Here is a 14,866-nt window from a genome sequence, read left to right on the forward strand (position 1 = left end):
GCTCACGGCTGGTGGGCGTCTCGTGGGCGGGGATCAGGGAGCGGGCTCCACCTCCCGGTGCGCCGGAGGGATCGCGTGCAGGGTGAGCTGGTCGCGGACGCGCTGCACCAGCGCGAGCCACTGCCGGGTGAACCCGGGCCGCTCCTCGAGCGCCTCCCACAGCGGGGCCAGCTCCCCGGACACCCGGGCCCGCGGCATCCACAGGTGCAGCAGATGGTCGACGGCGGGGCGCAACGCCCGTACCGCCGGCGGCAGATCGCCGTCCGGGCCGGTGCGGGGCCAGGACCGGGGTCCGGCGGGGCCCAGACGGATGCCGTCGAGGACGCGGACCAGGGTGGTCAGCAGCCAGTCGTGCAGGGCGAGGTCGTCGCAGAGCCCGGCCAGGTCCGCGGCCGGGGTGCCCTCGGGGACCCGCAGCCGTACGGTGCGCAGCTCGTCCTCGGCGAGGGTGAACCGCTCCAGGGCCGGCGGCTCGCCCGGCGGCGCGGTCAGCGCCACCCAGCGCAGCCGGGTGGGCCGGGACCTCAGGGGCGGCCGCTGGTCGAGCAGCGGGTGCCGCAGCAGCCGGGTGAGCAGCCCGCCGGCGATCAGTCCGACGTCGAGGTCACCGTGGCGTCCGCCGTCGAGGAGGCCGTCGGCGACCGCGTCGCGGGGCAGCTTCCCCAGCGGCTCGACCAGTCCGGGCCGCACCAGGTAGTCGCCCCAGGGACGGCGGTGGTCGGGCCCGGAGGCGGGGAGGCGGAAATGGGCGGAGGCCTGCAGCACCCGGCCCTCGGTGAGCGCGGCCCGCGCGGCGACCGTGCCGACGGCGCGGACCCGGGCGCCGTTGGCGCTGGGCAGCGGGCAGTCGACGCCGGTGAGGGTGTCCGGGGAGCGCCCGTAGAGGTTGGGGCGCTCGGAGACCAGGACCCGTTCGTCGGCGCGCAGCCGCAGCAGTTGGGCGGCGGCACGGCTGTCGAGGGCCTGCGCCGCGGGCAGCAGACAGGTGCGGACCTCGCCGCAGGCGAGCACGGCGCGCGGTGCGGTCCCCGCCGGCCGCACGTCGGGTCCCCCCGCCGACTCCCGCATCTCAGGTCGCCTCGTAATAGACGTAGGAGACGCGGTCGGTCACCGGACCGGGGACGGGCACGCCCTCGCGCCCGGAGCGCGACGCGACCTGGGACAGCGCCTCCCGGTCCACGTCGGTCCGGTCGAGGATCACCCGCACGGCGTGCTCGACGGGCAGGAAGCGGTTGGGGAGCACGGAGCAGGTCCGGTAGGCGGCGAAGGGGTCCGCCCGGGGGTTGAGCCGCACCAGCGGGGGCAGTTCGTCCCAGTCGTCGGGGAACGCGGCACCGGTGTGCGGCTCCGCCGTGAAGACGGCATCGCCCTGGTGGCGGAGCAGCCCGAGGCGGGCGAGCTGCCACACGGCGGCCAGGAAGGGGCAGGACCACAGGCGCTCCCCGCCGGCACCGTCGTTCCACAGCTCGACGTCCAGGAACACGGAGTGGCGGCGGGCCGCGGTCTCGGTGGGCGGCTGCCAGTCGGTGGCCTTGCGCATCGCCTGGGGGGCGCGGGCGGCGGGGCTGCGCACCCCGTTGGCCAGCCAGCCGGTCCGGGCGGTCGGCGGCCGGTGGCCGTAGCTGCCGGGCGGCGGTTCCTCGACGATGCGGGCGGCCACCGCCTCGGCGACCGGTACCTTCCCGGTGACGGCGCAGCCGGACTCGCGGGCCAGGTAGTCGATGCTCAGACCGGCGCGCTCGGCCTCCGCCAGCAGCAGGGGGACGACGTCGGCGGGGCTGGAGAAGCGGGCGAAGTAGTCGTCGACGAGGAAGCAGGTGCTGAGGCGGGGGCGTTTCCCGCCGGCCCGGTCGCGCGCGTCGGCGCGGGCGGCCTCCACCCAGGGCCGCACCCGGGCGAAGTGCCGGCGCAGGTGGTCCGCCCCGGCCTCGAAGTCCTCCATGTACAGGTGGCCCAGCTCCAGGGAGAGGTGGGACAGCGGCACCGCCTGGGTGCGCGGTTCGGCGGTGGTCTCACGGAACACCGCTTCGGTCATGGCAGCCCCCAGTGCGCGTCGTCGGTGAGCCGCCGGGCGATCTCCTCGAGCGCCTCCAGCGTCTCCTTGTTGGCGATCTGGGTGGCGAGCACGTCGTCCTCGGTGATCAGCTGCTCGCGCCACTGCAGGATCGGTTCCAGCGGTACGGTGCCGAGCACCACGCTGTCGCCGATGTGCTGGTCGGAGGCGAGCCGGCGCAGCGCCTTGTTGCAGGACTGCATCCACGCCGCCTGGGCGGGCGAACCCTGCGCCCACATGGCCGACTCGGGGTCGGGCACGGCGGCCCGGACGAAGCGGATGTTGCCCTGCAGCGCCGCCTCGTCGTGCCCGCGGTCGACACCGCCGCGCAGGATGCCGTTCTCCTTGTGGACCAGCCCGGCGGCGGCGATGACGTGCTGCCGGGTCCAGCGGTGGAAGACCAGCCAGCGGTAGGCGACATGGCGCATCCGGGGGTGGGCCGTGGCCGCCAGGACCAGGTCGACGGCGTAGCTGCGGCCGGCGCTGAGGTCGACCAGGACCAGGTCGAACTCGCTGTTGAGCCGGAGCAGCAGGTCGATGCAGCGCTCCAGCGCGTCCTCGCCGGTGGCGAACTCGCCGCCGCCCGCGTCGCCGGGGTAGAGCACCAGCCGGCCGGCCTGGTTCTGCCGGGCGCGCAGCACGGTGTGCTCGGTATGCCGCCAGATGTCGATGCTGGCCGGTTCGGTGACCTCGCCCTCCAGGTAGGAGTGCAGGCCCCGTTCCTCGGTGCCGCGCAGCGCGCTGGGCACGTCGAAGACGGCTGCGGCGGTGGGCGAGCCGAAGTCGAAGTCCACGTAGGCGACGTGGTCGCCGATGAGGGCGCGCTGGTAGGCCAGGTTGGCGCTGGTGACCGAGCGGCCCGTGCCTCCCTTGTCGGAGGCCGCGAAGACGAGCACGGCTCAGCCCTCCTGTGCCGCGGCGTCCCGGGCCTGGGCCAGGGTGTCGAGTTCCTGGAGCACGGGCAGGGCGAGCGCGAAGGCGGTGGCGGGCCGGTCGTCGACCAGGCCGCGGGCGTGGTCGAGCCGGCTCTCTATGCTCCGCATGGCCCGGCCGCGGCTGCCCTCGGCGGTGGTGGACGCCTCCAGCTGTTCCTTGCCGAACAGGTGGGTCGCCTCGCTGAGCAGGTCTCGGGCCAGCTCGGCGAGTTCCGGGCTGCGGATGGGCTGCTGCTCGTACATGTTGCGGGCGGCCACCAGGCACTCGGTGACGCGCTCGGTGACGCTCCAGGACAGGCGGCGGTTGACGTCGCGGGCGTCCGGGAAGACGGCCCGGACGTCGTCCCAGAGGCCGGCGCCGTGGCCGTCCCCGATCCTGCGGTTCCACAGGTGCTCGAAGGTCTGCTCGGCCAGGCGCAGCAGCCGGTCCTGGGCGTCGATGTTTCGTGACAGCTCGGCGAGCTGGACGGTCCGCTTCAGCAGCTGGGCGGAGAAGTCGGTCATCCGCCACTGCAGCAGCGACCCGGACCGCTCGGACCCGGCGAGCGGCATCAGCACACCCGGGTCGTGCAGCCGGACGACGGTGTCGTTCCTGGTCATGCGGCTGGTGACGCGGCCGCGGTCGGCGAGGCGCTCCATGATGGAGACGGTGCGGGTGAGGTCGTCGTCGGTGGCCTTCCGGCGCACCAGGTCGTGGACCAGGATGGCCGCGACGGTGAGGGAGAAGTACTCCGACTCCAGGCGCAGTCCGGTGGTCTGCCAGGGCAGGTCCTCCAGGGGCCAGCGCTCGGAGCCGAAACGGGCGACGGCCGACCAGTACTGCTGGCTCAACTCCCAGCGCAGCCGCAGCGCCTCGGCCAGTTTCTGCTGGTCGGCGTCGAGCAGTCCGAGGGTGAGGGTGCGCTCGGAGAACAGGTCCTGGATGCCGTCGAGGGCGACGACGGTGAAGTACACGTACGGCAGCCGGTCGGCGATGCCGTCGGGCTGGCCGGGCACCTGGACGTCCAGGTCGGTGATCCGGGGGGCGTCCTTGACCACGCCCCAGGCCCAGCCGCACTCGAAGAGCTGGCTCTCATCGCGGATGGACTCGTCGACCTGGATGCCGCGGCTGAGGCTCTCGATGATGGTGGCGCGCAGCGGGCGGAAGCGGCGGGAGAACTGCTGGAGCACCGCCCGGTCGGAGTGCCGGTTCTGGCCGATGACCTGGATCAGTCGCCGGCCCTGTTCGGACTCGGCGTCGAAGACGTTCACCGTGAAGGAGCGCAGCAGGCTGATCATGGCGGCGGTCAGCCGCGTGTTGGTGGCGTCCCGGAGTTCGCCGAGCGCCCGGCGCACTTCGGGGCGGGTGGTGCTGCTCTCGTAGACCTTGAGGAAGCCGAGGGTGGCCAGGCACAGCGTGACCGACATGGAGTAGGAGTCGACGACGCCTAACTTGCCCTGTTCGTAGGTGAGTTCGTCCCCCGGGTCGACCGGTTTGAAGTACGGCCCGCCGGCGAAGGTGGGGCTGTCGTCGGGTCCGGTGTGGGTGCGCATGAACTGGGTCAGCGCGGTGATCAGGTTCGGCGGGATCTCCAGCCGGCTGCCGACGCGCTCCAACGCCTGGAGCACGTCCCGCTCGGTGGTGTCCGGCTGGTCCAGGCGGAAGGCGGGGATCTCGGTGGCGGGGTACAGCAGGCAGAGCAGCCGTTCGGCGTCCGCGACACTGCTCAGCCCGTCGGTGTCCCCCCAGACGAGCTTGCCGTCGTCGAACGAGTGGCGGGCCGCGGCCCGCCAGATGTCCAGCAGATGCTGGCGCGGCTTGATCTGCATCCCCCTACCCCTCGTACAGATCCGGTTGCCCGTGTGCAGACATGGTCCCCGTTCCTACGTGTCGGCAATCGCCGAATTCCGCCGTCCCAGGGCGAGGATGATGCCCTCGTGCCCCGTCCGCACCATGTGGTGCAGATCGTGGATCTCCAGGTCGTCGGCCCAGTCCCGCAGGGAGTCGCGCACCCCCCGCTCGTTCACCCGGTAGGCCGGATACCGATGGTCGCCGACCTGGTAGCCGACCGATTCCTTCATGAACGCGGTGGCGAACGGGGCGCCCTCGTTCAGCGCGCCCATGAAGCAGGTCACGCCGCGGCGGAACTCGTCGGGGCACTCCGACATGGAGTCGGCGACGAAGAACATGGTCCCGATGTCCCAGCGGCGCTGCCCGTCGAGGTCCAGGAGGTTGGCCCGCTCCACGCGTACGATCTCGCCGAAGCGTCCCCTCGGCTCGACGTCCGCGTAGGCGGGGTGCTTGCCCAGCTGGTCCCAGAAGGGGTCCCAGACCACGTCGTACCCCGCGGGGGACGCCTGCTTCTCCAGGTACTCCACGTTGGGCCGGGCGTACTCCAGCAGCAGGACCTTCTCGCACCACGGCAGCATGGACAGCGCCGGGTAGAGGTTCGCGCCGGCCCCCACGTCGACGCCGCGCACCGAGTCCGGGACGCCGTCCGCGAAGCACTTCCCGAAGTAGTCGCGCATCAGCCGCACGATCAGCAGATCGACCTCGAGCGGAGTGCGGTAATTGGCGTCGACATAGGCCTCAGGATCGAACTTCGACCACGGGGCGTCGGCGTTTCGGTCCATCATCACCCTGCCGCGTTCCATTCAGTGTCGGACGAGACCGTGTGCCTGACTGCGCGTTCCGGCGAACGTCGGCAGGTGAAGCAGCATCTCCGGTTCTCGCACGGTAGGCCGAAGTGGCACGCGGAGACAGCCAGGAACACGCCAGTCCTCTATGACGGGCGCACGGCAGGCGCACGTCAGCATCTCCGTGCACACCTGAACTCGCCCTTGCACGCGGTGAGTTGACGGCTCACTCTAGCCAGAAGACGCCACCGGCCGCCACCGGAAGCCGCAATCCTCCCGGGTGAACGCGCCGGTGCGTTCGCGTTGACGTCCGCACGTCCCGACTGGGGGTGGCATGACCGCCGAACCGCTGGAGCGCACGCTGGACCGGCACGGGCACCTCGAGGACCCCGACGGGTTCCCCGAACCGGGTGCCCTGGTCCTGCGGGTCGCCCGGGAGTCCGATCTGCCCGAGCTGCGCCGGCTCGACGAGGAGGTGTTCCAGGAGGTCGCGTATCCGGCCTTCCTGCTGCGCCAGTTGTTCGACGTGTACGCCGAGCACTTCCTGGTCCTGGACGGCGGCGCGGGCGTACTGCGCGGCTACGTCCTGGCCGCGACGACGGCCTTCAGCCGGGACAGCTGGATCCTCGGCCTGTGCGTGACCGAGGGGCACCGCCGGCACGGGCTGGGCCGGGAACTGATGACGGAGATCCTGGACCGGCTGCGCGAGGACGGCATCGAACAGGTGCGCCTGACGGTCGAGCCCGCCAACCGTGCCGCGATCCTCCTCTACCGCTCCCTGGGCTTCCACCCCGAGGAACCGGACGGCGGCCTGCGCCGCGACTACTTCGGTCCGGGCGAGCACCGCAGGATCATGCGCCTGGAGCTGCGCTGAGGGCGCCCGTCACCACAGGGTTCAGGACGGCGTCCGGGCTGCCGCCAGGAGGCGGCCGACGTCGTCCGAGCAGATGGTGAGGGCCGCGCCCACCGTGGCGAGGGCGTCGCGTTCGGCGGGGGTGTACGGGCCGTCGGCGAGGGCGATCCGGGCGCCCTGGAGCAGGACCGCCTCGCGGCCCGGGCCGGCCAGGTGGGGCGCGAGCGGGTCCAGCGCCTCGTGCAGTTCGATGGACAGGCCCGCCACGCAGGGCTCACCGGTGAAGCGTCCGGTGTCCGCCTCCAGTGCCTCGACCAGCGCGGCGAGCTGCTCCTCCGTGCAGTCCTCGATGCCGGCCGCGCGCACTCCGGCCGCGGCGGTCTCCAGGGCGGCGCGGGAGCAGGCGCCGCCCGCGGCGAGCACGGCGAGGGCGACGGTGTGGACGGCGTCCCGCAGCATCGCGGAGAAGCGGGTGGTGGTGGGGTGGTCCAGCACGTCGGTGCCGAAGTGGCGGCGGCAGGCGGCGCACTCCACGGTCGGCGCGCAGGCCCCGCGCGGCAGCACGGGCACGCCCAGCACGGTGAAGCGGCGGCGGCCGGTCAGCCGCTGGTAGTTGCGGTCCCCGCCGCAGCCGGGGCAGAAGAACTCCCCGTCGCCGACGGCGGTCCAGGCGGCGCGGGTGCCGAACAGGCGCGCGCGTGCGGAGGTACGGCTGTCGGGTCCCCGTTCTGGCAGCACGTCGCACCTCCATCAACGCCACAGCACCGTCGCCGCGTCTGCGTGATGTTAGCCACATCCGGGAGTGGAGTCAGTACCCGGGACGAGACCTTTCCGTGACCTCCACAGTGATTGGCCGGTAACCGACGCCGGGCCCCGCCCGCCGGTGACGGCGGACGGGGCCCGGCGGTGACGGCGGACGGGGCCCGGCGGTGACGGCGGACGGGGCCCGGCGGTGACGGCGGACGGGGCCCGGCGGTGACCTCTACCGGCTGATCAGCGTGCCGCGCGGTTGACGGCGGAGACGACCGCCTTCAGCGAGGCGCGGGTGGTGTTGGCGTCGATGCCGATGCCCCACAGCACCTTGTCGCCGATGGCGCACTCGATGTACGAGGCGGCCTGCGCGGAGGCGCCCTCGCTCATGGTGTGCTCCTGGTAGTCCAGCAGGCGTACGTCGATGCCGATGCCCTGCAGGGCGTGGAAGAAGGCCGAGATCGGGCCGTTGCCGGTGCCGACCAGGGTGGTCTCCTCACCGTCGACCGTGGCCTGCACGGTGAGGGTGTCCACGCCGTCGCGGTCGGTGGTGGACTGGCCGGCGGCGACCTGGATGCGGCCCCAGGGGTTGTCCGGGTTCGGCAGGTACTCGTCCTGGAAGACCGACCAGATGTCGGCCGGGGTGATCTCGCCGCCCTCGGCGTCCGTCTTGGCCTGGATGATCTTCGAGAACTCGATCTGCATCCGGCGCGGCAGTTCCAGCTTGTGGTCGTTCTTCAGGACGTACGCCACACCGCCCTTGCCGGACTGCGAGTTGACCCGGATGACCGCCTCGTAGGAGCGGCCGACGTCCTTGGGGTCGATGGGCAGGTACGGGACCGCCCACTCGATGTCGTCGACGGTGACGCCCTTGGCCTTCGCGTCGGCCTCCATGGCGTCGAAGCCCTTCTTGATGGCGTCCTGGTGGGAGCCGGAGAAGGACGTGTAGACCAGGTCGCCCACGTACGGGTGGCGCGGGTGGACCTCCATCTGGTTGCAGTACTCCCACGTACGGCGGATCTCGTCGATGTCGGAGAAGTCGATCTGCGGGTCGACGCCCTGCGAGAACATGTTCATGCCCAGGGTGACCAGGTCGACGTTGCCGGTGCGCTCGCCCTGGCCGAACAGGCAGCCCTCGACGCGGTCGGCGCCGGCCATGACGGCCAGTTCGGCGGCGGCGACGGCGGTGCCGCGGTCGTTGTGCGGGTGGACGGACAGGCAGACGTACTCGCGCCGGGAGAGGTTGCGGTGCATCCACTCGAAGCGGTCGGCGTGCGTGGACGGCGTCGAACGCTCCACCGTGGCGGGCAGGTTGAGGATGATCTCGCGGCCCGGGCCGGGCTGGTGGACGTCCATCACCGCCTCGCAGACCTCCAGCGCGAAGTCCAGCTCGGTGTCGGTGAAGATCTCCGGGCTGTACTGGTAGCCGAACTCGGTCTCGGGACCCAGCAGCTTCTCGGCGTACTCCACCACCAGGCGGGTGCCGTCGACGGCGATCTGCTTGATGTCGTCCTTGGAGCCACGGAAGACGACCCGGCGGAAGACCGGCGCGGTGGCGTTGTACAGGTGGACGGTGGCGCGCCTGGCGCCCTTCAGGGACTCCACGGTGCGCTCGATCAGGTCCTCGCGGGCCTGGGTCAGCACGGAGATGGTGACGTCGTCCGGGATCGCGTCCGGGTCCTCGATGATGGAGCGGACGAAGTCGTAGTCGGTCTGGCCCGAGGAGGGGAAGCCGACCTCGATCTCCTTGTAGCCCATGCGTACCAGCAGGTCGAACATCGCGCGCTTGCGCACGGGCGACATGGGGTCGATCAGAGCCTGGTTGCCGTCACGCAGGTCGGTGGAGAGCCAGCGGGGCGCGGCGGTGATCCGCTGGTCGGGCCAGGTGCGGTCGGGGATCTCGACCTGCTCGTACCGGCCGTACTTGTGGATCGGCATGGTGCTGGGCTGCTGGCGGTTCGCCATGATGCGGGGGCTCCTCGATGGTCCGCGGAATGTCCTGGGGGACGGCCGACGGCGCAGCGCCAGACTCCGCGGGGAGGGGGTCGGCCTCTAACGCAGACCCTCACCGCGGCAGCTAAGGAGAAGCAGCCCGAAGTACATGATGCTCCGCAGCTTAACCGAGTCGCCCACCGTGCGGGGTTCCGTATCAGTATGCGGGATCCGGCGGACGAACAGGACAAAGAGTGCCGTATACCACTTCCACAGCGGACGCCGGGCCGTTATCGCGACGGCATTCATCCGTCATGGTTGCGGGTAGTGACAGGCAGGTCACTCAGTGCAATGGTGCCGACATGACGACGAACGGGGGCCACCGGCCCGTCTTCTGCACCATCGTCCCGCCACACGTCCTCGACCGGCTCTCCCAGGCCGAGGACCCCCTGCTCCACGGCCCCGCGCGCCGCACCCTGCGCCGCGACGCCTACGAGCGCACCCAGCGCCGGCTGACCACGGTGGTCGGCGCACCGGCCGTCGCCACGCTCGCCGGCGCCGAACCCGGCAAGCCGCAGCGCACCGTGTACGACGCCGGCCACGGCACCGAACTGCCCGGCGAGAAGGCGCGCGGCGAGGGCGAGGAGCCCGGCCAGGACGCCACCGTCAACCGCGCCTACGCCGGACTCGGCGCCACCTTCGACCTGTTCCTGAAGGAGTTCGGCCGGGACTCCATCGACGGCAGCGGACTGCCGCTGGACGCCACCGTCCACTACGACCGCGAGTACAACAACGCCTTCTGGAACGGCGAGCAGATGGTCTTCGGCGACGGGGACGGCGAGATCTTCCTCGACTTCACCCTCGCCGTCGACGTCATCGGCCACGAACTCGCCCACGGCGTCACCCAGTACACGGCGAACCTGGACTACTTCGGCCAGTCGGGCGCGCTCAACGAGTCGGTGTCGGACGTCTTCGGCGCGCTCATCAAGCAGTACACGCTGGGCCAGAGTGCCGGGGAGGCCGACTGGCTGATCGGCGCCGGGCTGCTCGCCCCGCGCGTCACCGGCACGGCCCTGCGCTCGATGAAGGAGCCCGGCACGGCGTACGACGACGACGTGCTCGGCAAGGACCCGCAGCCGGCGACGATGGACGACTACGTGAAGACCGGCCGCGACAACGGCGGCGTTCACATCAACTCGGGCATCCCCAACCACGCGTTCTACCTGGCGGCCACCACCCTGGGCGGCAACGCCTGGGAGCGCGCCGGGCAGGTCTGGTACGACGTGCTGACCGGCGGGGAGCTGGACCAGGACGCACAGTTCACCGACTTCGCGACGCTCACCGTGAAGGCGGCGCGCGCCCGGTACGGGGAGGGCGAGGAGCTCGTGGCCGTGACCAAGGCGTGGGAGCGGGTGGGGGTGCGCACGCTGTAGTTCCGTACTAGACACGGACCATGCGTATTCAGGTGCGCCGCACGGGCGGCTTCGCGGGGATCGAGCGGCAGGCCGAGGTGGACACCTCGGGACGGGCCGACGCGGCGGAGTGGCACGCGCTGGCGGAACAGGCCGTGGCGGCCGGCGGGACGACCCCGCCGACCGGCGTCCCGGACGGTTTCAGCTACCGGATCACGGTGGACGGCAGAACGGTGTACTGCGCGGACCCCCGGCTGACGGAGGAACAGCGGACGCTGATCAGGAGGGTGCTGAAGGAGGGGGCGTGAAGGTCAGTCCTCGACAGGCTCCAGGCGAACGGGTTCGGCACCACCGAGACACAGCATGCGCCCCGCCTCCTCGTCGTCGGCCTTCTCCGGTGGCAGCACGTGGATTCCCGCCGTGGGCGCGGGGGACCATCCGAGATTGCGCGGAGGGTCGTGCTCCTCGTCATGCCCGACATGAAGACGCGTCGGCGGAATGGACACCGTGCACATGTCGCCCACGCGAAGTTCCGATGCCGCGGGCTCGATCCGGTGGGAGTCAGGTCACGCCCCCTGCGGTGACACCGCAGGGGGCGTGACCGGCATCGGCGATGCGGGCCGGCATGGATTGTCCATGGCCGATGATCATCAAAATGGGGGGTCGTCGGGGGTGGATGACGGGATGACACGCAATGGTTGATGTCGCTTTTCAGCAGGCCAGCGGTCGTCTATCTCTTGCGCGGCAAGGGTGCATGCCCGGCAGGCGTTGTCCCATTCAGGCATCCAGGGGTAGGGCGAGGGTGTTACTCCCTCTCCCTGAATGCCACACAGAGTCCGCTGAAAGTACGCGTACGCGTGTGCTGTGTCGTCGGCAGTGGAGGGCATACGCGCCTTCTCCCAACGTTGGCCCACAGACGAGTAGACAGCACTCGATACGGGCCGACCCTCGTCGTCCGCCAGGATGACTGCATAACACCATGTGCATGCCCACTCGTGAGGTGATTTCAGGTCACCTGTCGGCGGCAGTCGTTGAGCATCGTGGCCGCACACCTCGCAGATCATGTCAGGTCCTCCTCGGGTTCGGCATCAATCCTCAGTTCGTGACACGTCACGTGCCGTCCCAGAATCTTCTGTTGACTGCTGTACACATGAGTGGCCACCCAGTCTTCGGCCCTACCTGTGCTGCGGTTCCAAACTCGTGCAACCGCCACAGTGGCATTTTCCTGCCCGTATGCGCTGTACAGCGACGTCGCTTTTTTGTACAGGCCCTGGACATCGGACGACGATATGGACGGGCAGTTGTCGTTGTGTACCAGCAGCGAGGAAGCGCCGGCGGCCACATAATACGTGTGGACCTCGGAGACCGTCAGGTTGTGGACGGTTGCATCTGCGCTGGTCCAGCGTTCGATCGCGGTGATCTGGACGTACGTGCCGGCGCTGGTCTGGAGCCATTGGCCGGGCTGGAGGTCGGTGGCGTCGAGCCATTGGCCGAGTTCGGGTGCCCAGAAGGGGTGGCCGTCGGTCGCGGTGACCTCGGCGGTTGCCTCGCCGTTGTCGCCGTCGGTGTCGATGACGACCTTGACCATGCGCTTGAGGCCTTCGCCCTTGATCTCGGCGGTGACCGTCTCGACGCGGGTCTCGCCGAAGTCCCTCGGCCAGGACTCCCCGGTCTCGGAGCTGACGATGATGAAGGCGGACGGCGGCACGGTCGTCTTCAAGGGCACGAAGAACCCGGCGATGTCCACGGGCGACGCCCTCGAGGTGGGCCCCCTCCCCGGCACGGTCGCCTCCGGCGACACGCTGGAGGCCTACGGCGGCACCCTCAAGGTGACGGCCTTCGGCTTCATCACGATCACCTGCACGGCGACGGGGCCGCAGGCACCGGGGCCGTTCGTGTTCGACTGACGCAATCGGTGCTCATTTAGTCGGCTTCTGCGGAGGTCCGCACGGCCGTACGGCGGCGCCGAGCACCGACGTTGGTGGCGGGGCCGGACGGCACGATGCGGGAGGTGCTCACGGCGGGCCGACAGTGAAGTGGCCGTGAGGCATCTGTGCGGTGCCTCACGGCCACTCCGAGTAGTTACTCCCAGTTGCTTGCCGCGGCGAACGCCTTCACTGCAGAGGTCACCGCGCGTGCAAAGTCCTCGGCAGTCGCTCTGATTTCGTCGACCGAAGCCGTGTTGCTGTTTGTTTCGCGCGCCCTGGTCAGACGTGCCACCAGCTCGCTTTCGGCCTCGAGTTCCATGCGGACGAGTGGGCCGGGCGCTGGGCGAGGATCACCACTTCTCACAGTGACAGGGACTTCTCCTCCCAGCTTGAAGTCCACCATGGAACACAGTGTCCGCAGCGTTTGGAGAGCGCGCTCGACCCGCTCGGCGGAGGGGTTAGCCGAACCGACGAGCGCTTCTGCGACCAAACCAACGGACTGTTCGGCGTAGAAGCCGGGGTGCGCGGTCGGGTCTTGCTCCTCGTCCTGGCTCTCTGCGTCCGCTGTTCCCAAGGCATCGAGATGGTCGAGGCAGTCGTCCGCCGTCGCTTCGTCACTTACGGCGGCCCACATGAGGTGCAGCCCTCTGCGCAGCCACTCCCGTTGCTCGTCACTGCCGAAAACCCGGCAGAAGCCGGCCCCTCGCTCCGCTGCCGCAGCGCCGAGTAGTTTCAGCTCGTTATCCGACGGGTTCCGGATCTCTTCCGCAGTCGGCATTCCGCTGCCTCCTCCAATCCTCTTCGGAGAGCCAAAACAACCTGTATGGCGAATTCTGCGACTTGTGGCCAAACCCGCCTGCCAATGTCATGCCGCGGACGTTCATCAGCGGGAAACAGGTGGCGTTGCAGAAGTTGATAGTCGTGGCACCGAAGATTGCATGTTCGTTAGGAGCTAGACTCTTGAGAATTCCCTCTTCCGCATGGCCGGCTGCCTGCACGAACTCTTCCCCTGGCCGCAGTGACCATGATGAGGGCTGAGCCCCGCCGCCGTTGCTGCCGATGCGGATCGAGATCTTCCCAGTGTCGGCGTTGAGAACGCCGATCACAGCTGTCGTGCCATTGTATTGGGCGCCGTAGTAGTCATTCCGCATCGACTGCAGTTCCTGCGCGCGGTCGTGTGCGAGCCAGGCGTCGTCCTCTGTCGTACCGCAGTTGTGGACGAGGACCGGGGTAGCCCCTGCCAGCGCATAGTACGTGTGGGTGTTGCCGACGGTGAGGTTGTGGACGGTCGTGCCCGGTGTCGTCCAGCGTTCGATCGCGGTGATCTGGACGTGCGTGCCGGCGCTCGTTTGGAGCCATTGGCCGGGTTGGAGGTCGGTGGCGTCGAGCCATTGGCCGAGTTCGGGGACCCAGAAGGGGTGGCCGTCGGTCGCGGTGACTTCGGCGGTTGCCTCGCCGTTGTCGCCGTCGGTGTCGATGACGACCTTGACCAGGTGCTTGAGGCCTTCGCCCTTGATCTCGGCGGTGACCGTCTCGATGCGGGTCTCGCCGGTTTCGGGGTCGGTGGCGACGACCTTGTCGCCGACTTCGACCTCCTCGATCGGCTTGGACGACCCGTCCGCCATCAGGACCTTGGTGCCGGGGACGAAGCTGTTGCCAACGTCGCAGGATTCCCCGTCCCCTCCGTCGGCCTTGCCGGAGTCGCCGCTTCCGCTGCTGCCGCCCTTGCTGCGGGAGGAGCCGCCGGAGTCGCCGCCCGGCTTGGAGCCTCCGCTCTTGCCGCCTCCGGAGCCCTTGCTCACCGAGGACGCCTTCGGGGCCGCCTTGGCCTGGGCCTGTTTCTGGACGGGGTTACCGGTCTTCTTGGTCTGCGCGACCGCCTTGTCCGAGGTTCGTTTCGCCTGCTCCGCCGCCTTCTTCTTGGCGCGTTGCGCGGCTTCCTTCTTCGCCTTCTCGATGGCGGCCTTCTTGGCCTTCAGCGCCGCCGCCTCGGCCGCCTTCGCGGCCCTCAGGACGGCCTCGGCGGCCTTCTTCGCCTTGCGGAAGGCCTGGATCGCGTCGATCGTGCGGTCGATGGCCTTCAGNACGCCGGGGATCTTGCCCGCCTTGAACCACGGGATCGCGCCCAGGACCATGCCGGCGCACGACCACATGTCACCGCCGAAGCAGGCCATCGCGTCGTTGATGCCGATGAAGTCCTTCAGCGTGGACCACGCCGCGCCCAGGATCACCGAGGACAGCGACTTGCCCATGGTGGACTGCGCCTGCGCGACCTGCGCCGCGGACAGACCCGCTCCCGCCAGGGCCGCGGCCCGCTCCGAGGCGGTCAGGGAGATGGCCAGACCCGTCGGGTCGGACATCGTCACCGGGTTGTTGTGCGCGTAGGC

The 14,866-nt window shown here is 70.1% G+C and carries 14 protein-coding genes; 4 read left to right on the plus strand and 10 right to left on the minus strand.

The annotated features are described in order from the left end of the window. Window positions 1-33: 33 nt before the first annotated feature. Genes B100_RS0102700 through B100_RS0102720 form a run of 5 tightly spaced genes read right to left on the minus strand, consistent with a single transcriptional unit; the run spans window position 34 to window position 5,604 of the window. Window positions 34-1,068, minus strand: a complete 1,035-nt coding sequence (locus B100_RS0102700; protein ID WP_106966921.1) for an SCO2521 family protein — start codon at window positions 1,066-1,068, stop codon at window positions 34-36. Window position 1,069: 1 nt separating this feature from the next. After that, the gene (locus tag B100_RS0102705) at window positions 1,070-2,035 is read right to left on the minus strand and encodes an SCO2522 family protein (RefSeq protein ID WP_024882936.1); all 966 of its coding nucleotides are present in this window, start codon (window positions 2,033-2,035) and stop codon (window positions 1,070-1,072) included. Continuing rightward, window positions 2,032-2,949 (minus strand): SCO2523 family variant P-loop protein, encoded by a 918-nt coding sequence (locus B100_RS0102710; RefSeq protein ID WP_024882937.1) that lies wholly within the window; start codon window positions 2,947-2,949, stop codon window positions 2,032-2,034. The genes B100_RS0102705 and B100_RS0102710 overlap by 4 nt, the downstream gene beginning before the upstream one ends. Before the next feature lie 3 nt (window positions 2,950-2,952). Next, complete coding sequence (locus B100_RS0102715) at window positions 2,953-4,797, minus strand: SCO2524 family protein (protein ID WP_024882938.1); 1,845 nt, start codon at window positions 4,795-4,797, stop codon at window positions 2,953-2,955. Window positions 4,798-4,851: 54 nt separating this feature from the next. Beyond that, window positions 4,852-5,604 carry an SCO2525 family SAM-dependent methyltransferase gene (locus B100_RS0102720; protein ID WP_024882939.1) on the minus strand — a complete coding sequence of 251 codons (753 nt, stop codon included), beginning with the start codon at window positions 5,602-5,604 and terminating at the stop codon, window positions 4,852-4,854. Window positions 5,605-5,938: 334 nt separating this feature from the next. Here B100_RS0102720 and B100_RS0102725 point away from each other — a divergent pair, with 334 nt between their 5' ends. Next, window positions 5,939-6,478: a GNAT family N-acetyltransferase gene (locus B100_RS0102725; protein WP_024882940.1), complete on the plus strand. Its 540-nt coding sequence runs from the start codon at window positions 5,939-5,941 to the stop codon at window positions 6,476-6,478. 21 nt (window positions 6,479-6,499) lie between these two features. On the opposite strand, the gene B100_RS0102730 is transcribed toward B100_RS0102725, so the two are convergent. Continuing rightward, entirely contained in the window at window positions 6,500-7,195 is a 696-nt protein-coding gene (locus B100_RS0102730) for a TerB family tellurite resistance protein (RefSeq protein WP_024882941.1), read from the minus strand. A 255-nt stretch (window positions 7,196-7,450) separates the two neighbouring features. Beyond that, the gene (leuA, locus tag B100_RS0102735; protein ID WP_024882942.1) at window positions 7,451-9,172 is read right to left on the minus strand and encodes a 2-isopropylmalate synthase; all 1,722 of its coding nucleotides are present in this window, start codon (window positions 9,170-9,172) and stop codon (window positions 7,451-7,453) included. A gap of 329 nt (window positions 9,173-9,501) precedes the next feature. Here leuA and B100_RS0102745 point away from each other — a divergent pair, with 329 nt between their 5' ends. Both B100_RS0102745 and B100_RS0102750 read left to right on the plus strand, forming a co-directional pair. Then, a complete protein-coding gene (locus B100_RS0102745; RefSeq protein ID WP_024882944.1) occupies window positions 9,502-10,572 on the plus strand; it encodes a M4 family metallopeptidase in 1,071 nt (356 codons plus the stop codon). A 20-nt stretch (window positions 10,573-10,592) separates the two neighbouring features. Further along, a complete protein-coding gene (locus tag B100_RS0102750) occupies window positions 10,593-10,859 on the plus strand; it encodes a protealysin inhibitor emfourin (protein ID WP_024882945.1) in 267 nt (88 codons plus the stop codon). A 752-nt stretch (window positions 10,860-11,611) separates the two neighbouring features. Here B100_RS0102750 and B100_RS35190 read toward each other — a convergent pair. Beyond that, a complete protein-coding gene (locus tag B100_RS35190) occupies window positions 11,612-12,139 on the minus strand; it encodes a polymorphic toxin-type HINT domain-containing protein (protein WP_024882946.1) in 528 nt (175 codons plus the stop codon). Between B100_RS35190 and B100_RS37440 the strand changes: the two genes are divergently transcribed. After that, entirely contained in the window at window positions 12,024-12,458 is a 435-nt protein-coding gene (locus B100_RS37440) for a hypothetical protein (protein ID WP_037722372.1), read from the plus strand. The genes B100_RS35190 and B100_RS37440 overlap by 116 nt on opposite strands. 175 nt (window positions 12,459-12,633) lie before the next feature. On the opposite strand, the gene B100_RS0102765 is transcribed toward B100_RS37440, so the two are convergent. Next, window positions 12,634-13,257, minus strand: coding sequence for a hypothetical protein (locus tag B100_RS0102765; RefSeq protein WP_024882948.1), 624 nt, complete (start codon window positions 13,255-13,257; stop codon window positions 12,634-12,636). Then, window positions 13,220-14,866: polymorphic toxin-type HINT domain-containing protein (locus B100_RS0102770; RefSeq protein WP_024882949.1), on the minus strand; the 1,647-nt coding region annotated here is incomplete at its 5' end. The genes B100_RS0102765 and B100_RS0102770, both read right to left, overlap by 38 nt.

The sequence above is a fragment of the Streptomyces sp. CNH189 genome (genome assembly GCF_000527195.1).